This window comes from Brevirhabdus sp. (assembly GCF_052826345.1).
Window position 1 is genome coordinate 1 of the sequence record NZ_JBRBUA010000011.1, and the last position, 8,783, is coordinate 8,783.

The 8,783-nt window shown below is 67.0% G+C and carries 11 protein-coding genes; 1 reads left to right on the forward strand and 10 read right to left on the reverse strand.

Annotated elements, in window-relative coordinates; genetic code table 11:
* Positions 1 to 1,839 (forward strand): aconitate hydratase AcnA (gene acnA, locus ACU0BR_RS01085; RefSeq protein ID WP_446154989.1); only part of this gene is annotated, 1,839 nt, incomplete at its 5' end.
* Positions 1,840 to 1,971: 132 nt separating this feature from the next.
* Here the strand turns inward: acnA and ACU0BR_RS01090 are convergent.
* The 10 genes from ACU0BR_RS01090 to secD all read right to left on the reverse strand — a co-directional run.
* The gene (locus ACU0BR_RS01090; protein WP_446154990.1) at positions 1,972 to 2,871 is read right to left on the reverse strand and encodes a c-type cytochrome; all 900 of its coding nucleotides are present in this window, start codon (positions 2,869 to 2,871) and stop codon (positions 1,972 to 1,974) included.
* A 102-nt stretch (positions 2,872 to 2,973) separates the two neighbouring features.
* On the reverse strand, positions 2,974 to 3,519 hold the full coding sequence (locus tag ACU0BR_RS01095; RefSeq protein ID WP_446154991.1) for a DsbE family thiol:disulfide interchange protein: 546 nt from the start codon (positions 3,517 to 3,519) through the stop codon (positions 2,974 to 2,976).
* Positions 3,512 to 3,670 (reverse strand): heme exporter protein CcmD, encoded by a 159-nt coding sequence (gene ccmD, locus ACU0BR_RS01100; protein ID WP_446154992.1) that lies wholly within the window; start codon positions 3,668 to 3,670, stop codon positions 3,512 to 3,514. The genes ACU0BR_RS01095 and ccmD overlap by 8 nt, the downstream gene beginning before the upstream one ends.
* Positions 3,667 to 4,401: a heme ABC transporter permease gene (locus ACU0BR_RS01105; RefSeq protein WP_446154993.1), complete on the reverse strand. Its 735-nt coding sequence runs from the start codon at positions 4,399 to 4,401 to the stop codon at positions 3,667 to 3,669. Before ACU0BR_RS01105 ends, ccmD begins: the two co-directional genes overlap by 4 nt.
* 145 nt (positions 4,402 to 4,546) lie before the next feature.
* Positions 4,547 to 5,203 (reverse strand): heme exporter protein CcmB, encoded by a 657-nt coding sequence (ccmB, locus tag ACU0BR_RS01110; protein ID WP_446154994.1) that lies wholly within the window; start codon positions 5,201 to 5,203, stop codon positions 4,547 to 4,549.
* The gene (gene ccmA / locus ACU0BR_RS01115) at positions 5,200 to 5,856 is read right to left on the reverse strand and encodes a heme ABC exporter ATP-binding protein CcmA (protein WP_446154995.1); all 657 of its coding nucleotides are present in this window, start codon (positions 5,854 to 5,856) and stop codon (positions 5,200 to 5,202) included. Before ccmA ends, ccmB begins: the two co-directional genes overlap by 4 nt.
* Positions 5,853 to 6,206 (reverse strand): Mth938-like domain-containing protein, encoded by a 354-nt coding sequence (locus ACU0BR_RS01120; protein ID WP_446154996.1) that lies wholly within the window; start codon positions 6,204 to 6,206, stop codon positions 5,853 to 5,855. Before ACU0BR_RS01120 ends, ccmA begins: the two co-directional genes overlap by 4 nt.
* Before the next feature lie 3 nt (positions 6,207 to 6,209).
* The gene (locus ACU0BR_RS01125) at positions 6,210 to 6,974 is read right to left on the reverse strand and encodes a TSUP family transporter (RefSeq protein ID WP_446154997.1); all 765 of its coding nucleotides are present in this window, start codon (positions 6,972 to 6,974) and stop codon (positions 6,210 to 6,212) included.
* A gap of 15 nt (positions 6,975 to 6,989) precedes the next feature.
* A complete protein-coding gene (gene secF, locus ACU0BR_RS01130; RefSeq protein ID WP_446154998.1) occupies positions 6,990 to 7,958 on the reverse strand; it encodes a protein translocase subunit SecF in 969 nt (322 codons plus the stop codon).
* A gap of 1 nt (position 7,959) precedes the next feature.
* Positions 7,960 to 8,783: protein translocase subunit SecD (gene secD, locus ACU0BR_RS01135; protein WP_446154999.1), on the reverse strand; the 824-nt coding region annotated here is incomplete at its 5' end.

Here is an 8,783-nt window from a genome sequence, read left to right on the forward strand (position 1 = left end):
CCCGAATACGGCGCCACCTGCGGCTTTTTCCCGATCGACGACGAAACCCTGCGCTATCTGACGCAGACCGGGCGCGACCGCGAGACGATCGCGCTGGTCGAAGCCTATGCCAAGGAAAACGGCATGTGGCGCGGCAAGGGCTACGCCCCCGTCTACACCGACACGCTGGAGCTGGACATGGGCACCGTGGTGCCCGCGATTTCCGGTCCCAAGCGGCCGCAGGATCACATCGCGCTCGACAGCGCCGCCACCGCCTTCGCCGAATACGTGCGCGGTCAGCGCGAGGGGCGCGACGCCAGCCACAACGCCGAGGTGCGCTGGGAAGGCGAAGGCGGCCAGCCCGAGCCGCGCGAGATCCCCGGCGACGAAGGCCATCATGTGCGCGGCTACGTGCCCACCGAAGACGGCCATTACCAGCTGCACGACGGCTCGATCGTCATCGCCTCGATCACGTCGTGCACCAATACGTCGAACCCCTATGTGATGATCGGCGCGGGGCTGGTGGCGCGCAAGGCCAAGGAACTTGGGCTGACGCGCAAGCCCTGGGTCAAGACCTCGCTCGCGCCCGGAAGCCAGGTGGTTTCCGCCTATCTGGAAGCGGCCGATCTGCAAAAGGATCTGGACGCCATCGGCTTCAACCTGGTGGGCTATGGCTGCACCACCTGCATCGGCAACTCCGGCCCGCTGGAGCCCGAGATTTCCAAGGCGATCAACGACTATGACCTGATCGGCGTGTCGGTCCTGTCGGGCAACCGCAACTTCGAGGGGCGCATCAGCCCCGACGTGCGCGCGAACTACCTGGCCAGCCCGCCGCTGGTGGTGGCCTATGCGCTGGTGGGCGACATGAACATCGACATCACCACCGCGCCGCTGGGCCAGGACAAGGACGGCCGCGACGTCTTCCTCAAGGACATCTGGCCCTCGCAGGCCGAAATCGCGGAGCTGGTCGAGCGCACCGTCACGCGTGAGGCCTTCCAGGAGAAATACGCCGACGTCTTCAAGGGCGACGAGAAATGGCAGGCGGTGGAGACCACCGACAGCCAGACCTACGACTGGCCGCCGCAGTCGACCTATGTGCAGAACCCGCCCTATTTCCAGGGCATGGACAAGAAGCCGGGCACGATTTCCAACGTCGAGGGCGCGCGCATCCTGGCGCTGCTGGGCGACATGGTCACCACCGACCACATCAGCCCCGCCGGATCGTTCAAGGAGACGACACCGGCCGGCAAATACCTGACCGAACGGCAGGTCCCCCCGCGGGAGTTCAACTCCTACGGCAGCCGCCGGGGCAACCACGAGGTGATGATGCGCGGCACCTTCGCCAACATCCGCATCCGCAACGAGATGCTGGACGGGGTCGAGGGCGGCTATACCAGGGGGCCCGACGGGCAGCAGACGTCGATCTTCGAGGCGGCGATGGCCTATCAGGACCAGGGCACGCCGCTGGTCATCATCGCGGGCGAGCAGTACGGCGCCGGATCGTCGCGCGACTGGGCGGCGAAGGGCACGGCGCTGCTGGGCGTGAAGGCGGTCATCGCGGAGTCGTTCGAGCGCATCCACCGTTCCAACCTGGTGGGCATGGGCGTGATCCCCTTCGAATTCACCGGCGGCGACACGCGCAAGTCGCTCGGCCTGACCGGAGAGGAGACCGTCTCGATCGAGGGGCTCGACGGCAAGATCACCCCGCTGTCGAATGTGCCCGCGACGATCACCTATGCCGACGGGACCGAAAGGCAGATCGAGATCAAGTGCCGGATCGATACCGAGGTCGAGATCGAATACATCGAGAACGGCGGCGTGCTGCACTACGTGCTGCGCAACCTGGCGAAATCGGCCTGATCTTTCGCCGGTTCTGACGAATGGGGCCGGGCCGCTTGTCGCGGCCCGGCCCTTTCGCGATGATCCGGGCGCTTGCGCGGATGGCGGAGGGGCGCCTCCGGCGGGAATATTTCCGACCAGAAGAAGCCGCCGTCACTCCTGCGAGGCAAGCGGCGGCAGGCTGCGCAGATAGGCGATCACGGCGGCGGTGTCCTCATCCGTCATCTTCGCGAGGAAGGGATAGGGCATCGGCGGGCGCATCGGCTCGCCCTGCGCATCGATGCCCTGCCGGATCATGCGGTCGAGCTGCGCATCGCTGTAGCGCGCGAGGCCGTCTTCGGGGTGGCTGGTGATATTGGCCGCGACGACGACGCCGAGCGGCGAGGTGAACTCGAACCCGCCGGCGCCGAGGCGGGTGTCGAACAGCGGCCCCTGGGGCCCCATCGGCGTGTGGCACTCCATGCAATGCGCGACCGGGCCGGCCAGATAGGCGCCATAGGCCGCCGTGTCGCCAGCCGGGGGCGCCGCGACGGTCTCGATCGGAGGGCCGTAGGCCGGTGGCAGCGGAATGTCGTAGGTGCTTTGCGGCACTTCGTTTTCGACCGCGGGGACGGCACGCAGATAGGCCACGATCGCCATCAGGTCACTGTCCGACAGGCCGCGATACATCGCGATGGGCATCGGCGGGCCGATGACGCTGCCGTCGGGGCGCAGCCCCTCGCGGATCGCACGGGCAAGCTGCGCGTCGCTCCAGCCTGCGATGCGGCCGGCGGGGGTAATGTTGGGGGCGTAGGCGGTGAAGGCTGGGTTCTTGTCGACGAGGCGGCCGCTCAGTTCCTGCCCGCTCACGAAACCCTCGGGCCCCAGCGGCGTGTGACAATTGCCGCAGCCTGCCGGGCCCTCGACCAGATAGGTGCCGCGCGCCAGCGGGTCCCGGGTCGGCGCGCCTGCGGCCGTGTCGTCACCCTCGGCCTGCGCGGCCGACGCCAGCAGCCCGCAAAGGACCAACGTGCCGGCGCGGCTGGCGGTGAGAATTAATGCTTTGAAATACATAACTGAACTCCATATCGGCGATAAATGCGCGATCGGAGTGTAGCATGAAATCGGTCGGGAATCCGCAGCTTCGCGAATGCGCCGTTGCAGCGCCGGGTCGGCTTACCTGGCGTCGGCGGCTTTCGCGGCTTCGAGCGCCGGGCGCAGGGAGCGCGCGATCACGCGTTCGGTCAGGGCGCCCACGATCCGGGCGACGATGCGTCCCTGCCCGTCCAGGACGAAGGTTTCCGGCAGCCCGTAGACCCCCCATTCGGTCGACTGGCGCCCGACCGGATCGACCGCCAGGGCGGTGAAGGGATTGCCGAGCTCGCCGATGAAGCCGGTCGCGGCCTCGGGCCGGTCTTTCTGATTGACGCCGTAGATCGGGATTTCGTCCTTCAGCTTCATCAGGTTGGGGTGCTCGACCCGGCAGGGCGCGCACCAGCTCGCCCAGAAATTCACCAGCTTGGGCCCCCCGCCCGCGAGGTCTGCCTCGGTGAAGGTGGGGAAATCCGCGAGGGGCGCGGGGTCGATCCGCGGGGCCATGCGGCCGATCATCGTCGAAGGCAGCTCATCGGGGTTTTCGCGGGTCATGCCGACATAGACCATCACCACGAAAGCCGCGAATATCACCGGCGGCAGCAGCATCAGAACGGGTATCTTACGCATTGCGCCCGGCCTTGTTTTCCTGCTGTTCCAGATCGCGCCGCACACGGCGGGCGCGGCGCAGCGACAGCCAGACCAGAACCAGCAGCAGAACGACCGAGACGACATAGGCGGAGGTGACCTCGGTCCCGTATTTGCCCAGATCCGGCATCATGCGGAAAGCTCCCTCGCGCGCAGCGCCTGCAACCGGCGGGCGCGGATTTCGGTGCGTGTGCGCAGCAAAAGCAGCGTCAGGAACAACAGAACGAACCCCGCGATACTGACGAGCAGCGGAAAGTAGAAGACATCCGCCACATTCTCCTTCTTGTCGAGCGACAGGGACGCACCCTGATGCAGCCCCTGGTTCCAGAAATTCACCGCATAGCGGCTGAGCAGGGCGAAGACCGATCCCACCAGGCACAGCACAGAGGTCAGATCGGCGGCGACGTCGGGCACCTCGATCGCTTCCCACAGGGCGATGTAGCCAAGGTAGAACAGAAAAAGGATCAGGAAGGACGTCAGCCGCGGATCCCAGGCCCAGTAGGTGCCCCACATCGGCTTGCCCCAGATCGCGCCGGTCAGCAGCGCGATCAGCGTCATGGTCAGCCCGATGGGCGCGGCCGCGCGCGCCGCCAGCGCCGATACATGGTGCCGCCGGATCAGCCAGATCAGCGAGGCCACCAGCATCATCATCCAGGCGTTGATGGCCATCAGCGCGGAGGGCACATGCAGGTAGATGATCTTGACGGTCGCGCCCTGCCGATAATCGTCGGGCGTGAAAAAGAACCCCCAGACCAGCCCGACAAGCAGGTTGATCAGGGTGAGCCCGACCAGCCAGGGCAGAACCCTGCCGCTGGTGGCCATGAACTGTCGCGGATTTGCGTATTCCCAAATAGACATGATCATCCTCTACGGCGCGCGGGCCGCGATCTCAACCGAACAAGAGGTCGCGGGCAGGTCTGGCTGTGGTCGCGCCACGGGCACGAGTGTTGCGTGGGATAAGCGAAAAATGCCTCCGGCGGGGATATTTCCGCTCCGATGAAGGGGATCATCACCGCAAGTTTACCCGAAGTGCAAGTGCCGCGGCAGGCGGCAGCAGCGCCAGCGCGCCCAGCGTCAGCGCCCCCAGGAACAAGAGCGCGGTCTGCGTGGGCAGCCCTTCGGCGCCGCGGCGCAGGGTCTCGGCGCCGAAGATCAGCGTGGGGACGTAAAGCGGCAGTACCAGCAGCGACAAGAGCAATCCGCCGCGCCGCAGGCCCACGGTCAGCGCCGCGCCGAAAGCGCCGATCAGGCTGAGCGCGGGCGTGCCGACGCCCAGGCTGATCAGCAGCCAGGGATAGCCCGCGCCCGGCAGGTTCAGCATCACCCCGAGAACCGGCGCCACCAGCGTCAGCGGCAGCCCCGTGGTCAGCCAATGCGCCAGCGCCTTGAGCGCCACCGCGCCTTCCAGCGGCAGCGGCGAGGTCGCCAGCAGATCGAGAGAGCCGTCCTCGTAGTCGAGCTGGAACATCCGGTCGAGCGACAACAGGCACGACAAGAGCGCGCCGGTCCACAGGATGCCCGGCGCGATGCGCGACAGTATCCTGGCGTCGGGGCCGACCGCGAAGGGCATCAAGACCGCGATGATCAGGAAGAACGCGAGCCCCAGCCCGAATCCGCCGCCTGCGCGCACGGCCAGTCTCAGATCGCGTAGAAGCAGGGATTTCACAGGGCATCCACCTCCAGAAAGGCACGGTCGTCGCTGTCGTCGTCGCGCTGATCCTCGCGCGCGCGGAAGGGGGTCAGATCGAGCGTGCGCACGTCCGCCTCGAGGCCGAGGTCGATATGTGTGGCGGCCAGCACCGCGCCGCCGCCTGCGCAATGGGCGGCGACCGCTTCGGCAAAAAGCCGGGTCGAGGCGGTATCGAGCGAGACGGTCGGCTCGTCCAGCATCCAGATGCGCCGCCCCGTGACCAGCAGGCGCGCCAGCCCCAGCCGGCGTTTCTGGCCCGCCGAAAGGTTCTGCGCCAGCCGGTCGCGCAGCGGCCAGAGGTCGAAGTGGCGCAGCGCGGGTTCCGCCGGGGGCCCGCCGAAGATGCTGGACCAGAAGCGCAGGTTCTCGGTCGCGGTGAGCTGGGATTTCAGCCCGTCGGCATGGGCCGCGTAGGCGATGCTTTCGGGCGGGGCCTCGATGGTGCCGACGCGCGCCGGCTGCAACCCCGCCAGCGTGCGCAGCAGCGTCGTCTTGCCGATCCCGTTGGGTCCGCGCAGGATCAGCGCCTGACCGGCCGCAAGCGTGAGGTCGATGCCGCTCAGGACCGCACGCCCGCCCCGTCGGCAGCCAAGCCCGCGCACCGTCAGCAGAGGGTGCGGCGCCGTCATACGGGCATCAGGGCCGCGCCGATGCGCCGCCCCTCCGACAGCAGGATGTTGTAGGTGCGGCAGGCGGCGGGCGTGGCCATGGGTTCGACCCCCACGCCCGCCGCGTCCAGCGCCGCGCGCAGCGCGCCCGGCGGGTGCGCGGTTTCCGCGCCGGTGCCCAGAAAAAGCACGTCGATCTGCGCGGCGGCCGCGATCAGCGGGCCGCTGTCGTCGAGCCCGGCCCAGGCCTGCGCGCCATCGGGCAGCACCAGGAGCGGGCCCCGGTGCACCTTGCCCCCCACGCGGAAGAAGCCGGGACCGTAGCCGTCGATCGGCAGCCCGGCCTCGTAGCGGATCTCATTCAGTCGCATGGTTCATCCTTTCAGCAGCGGCAGCCCCGACAGGGCGGAGGCCGCAATGACCCCATATGCGACGCGACGATAAAGGATCTCTCGCGTGGGGTCGAACAATGCGGCACCGATCCGCAGCGCGAGGATATAGGGCGCGATGAGCAGCACGCCGATCAAGACCGGCTGCGCCGTCAGCAGACCCGTGACGGCGAAGAGCACGAGCAGCAATACGTCGACGCCCAGCAGGAACAGGAACAGATTGGCCCGGATCACCGCCACCGGCCGCGCGCGCGCCATGTAGAGCATGATCGCGGGCGGCCCCGCCAGACCCGCCGCGCCCGCCAGCACGCCCGACAGCGCCCCTGTCGCCGCGATCAGCGGCGGCCCCAGCCGCCCGTGATAGCGCAGCCCCCCCATCAGCGCGGCCAGCAGGCCCAGCGTCAGAAGCGAGGCCGCATAGCGGAACATCTCGGGCGACAGATCGGAGAGGATCGCGACGCCCACCGGCAGGCCGACGAGCGCCCCTGCCCCCAATTGCACCAGCTCGCGCAGATCGCCCTGGCGCAGCGCGGCCGGAATCGCGGGCAGCGGGCCGATCACATCCATCACGATCAGCGCGGCCAGCACATAGACCGGCGGCAGCGCCTGCGCGGCCAGCGGTACGAAGATCATCGCCGTGCCGAAGCCCGAGAACCCGCGGATCAGACCGGCCAGGGTCGCCCCGAGAAACACCAGCCACAGCCTGTCGATCTGCCAGACGGTGACCAGCGTGTCCCAGGGCGCGGCCATGCGCGGGCCGAATGCTCAGCTGTCCGTCGTGGCGAACTGGTTGCCTTCGGTCGTGTCAGGCTTGGACCAGTCGCGCTTGACGCCCAGAAACAGCACGATGTTCTTGGCCACGAAAACGGAGGAATAGGTGCCCACGATCACGCCCCATGTGATCGCGAAGACAAAGCCGCGGATCACGTCGCCGCCAAGCGCCAGCAGCGCGAAAAGCGCGATCAGCGTGGTGCCGGATGTCATCAGGGTGCGCGACAGGGTTTCGTTCACGCTGAGGTTCATGACATCGCGGAGCGGGCGTTTCCTGTATTTCACCAGGTTCTCGCGCAGCCGGTCGAAGATCACCACCGTATCGTTGATCGAATAGCCGATGATCGTCAGCAATGCCGCGATGGTGGCCAGATCGAAGCGGATCTGAAAGATCGAGAAGATGCCGATCGTCAGGATCACGTCGTGGAAAAGCGCGGCGACCGCGCCCACCGAAAACTGCCACTCGAACCGGAGCCAGATGTAGAACAGGATCGCGGCAAGCGACACGGCCACCGCGATGAAGGCGGTCTGGATCAGCTCGCCAGAGACCTTGGGGCCCACGCTTTCGACGGAGGGAAAGCTGATCGTGGGCGCGATCTGCTTGAGCGCGGCCTCGACCTTGGCGATGGTCTCGGCGGCGACGCTTTCCTGTCCGTCCTGCGCCTGGATGCGGATCATCGACACATGGCGCTTCGATCCGTAGGTGGGATCGAAGACCTCCGAAATCGCGACATCGCCCAGGTTCAGCGGGGCGATGGCCGCGCGGTAGGCCGCCACGTCCACCGGCGTTTCGGCTTGCGTGCGGATCGTGGTACCGCCGCGAAAGTCGATGCCGAAGTTCAGACCCATCATCCCCCAGACGATCAGCGACAGGATCATCGCCACCACCGAGGCGCCGAAGGTCAGGCGCGCGTGTTTGAAGAAGTCGAAATTCGTCTGTTCGGGAACCAGTTTCAGGCGCATCTCAGACCTCGATGGTTTTGGGACGGCGACGGCCGTACCAGGTGACGACGATCAGGCGGGTGACGTAGATCGCCGTGAAGACCGACGTGAGGATGCCCAGCCCCAGCGTGACGGCAAAGCCGCGGACCGGCCCCGAGCCGAGCATGAACAGGATCACCGCGATGATGAATGTGGTGATATTGGCATCCACGATCGCCGAAAGCGCCTTTTCATAGCCCAGTTCGATCGCCCGGGAAGGCCCGCGCGCGGTCTTCAGCTCTTCGCGGATACGCTCGAATATCAGCACGTTGGCATCCACCGCCATGCCGATCGTCAGCACGATCCCCGCGATCCCCGGCAGCGTCAGCGTGGCGCCGATGATGCTGAGCAGACCGAACAGGATGCCCACGTTCAGCACCAGCGCGATATCGGCGAAGAGGCCGAACAGGCCGTAGCTGAGCACCATGAACGCCAGTACCGCGACGGCCGCCACGGTAACGGCGATCTTGCCCGCGTCGATGCTGTCCTGACCCAGTTCCGGGCCGATGGTGCGCTCTTCGAGGAAGACGATCTTGGCGGGCAAGGCGCCCGCGCGCAGCAGCACGGCAAGCTGGGTGGATTGTTCGACCGTGAAGCTGCCGGTGATGATGCCCGAGCCGCCGGGAATGGCGCTTTGGATCACCGGGGCCGAAATGACCTCATTGTCGAGCACGATGGCAAAGGGCGAGCCGACGTTGGCGGCGGTGTATTCGCCGAACTTGCGCGCCCCCGAGGGGTTGAAGCGGAAGCTGACCGCGGGCCGCCCGTTCTGATCGAACGACGTCTGGGCGTCCGTCAGTTCCTCCC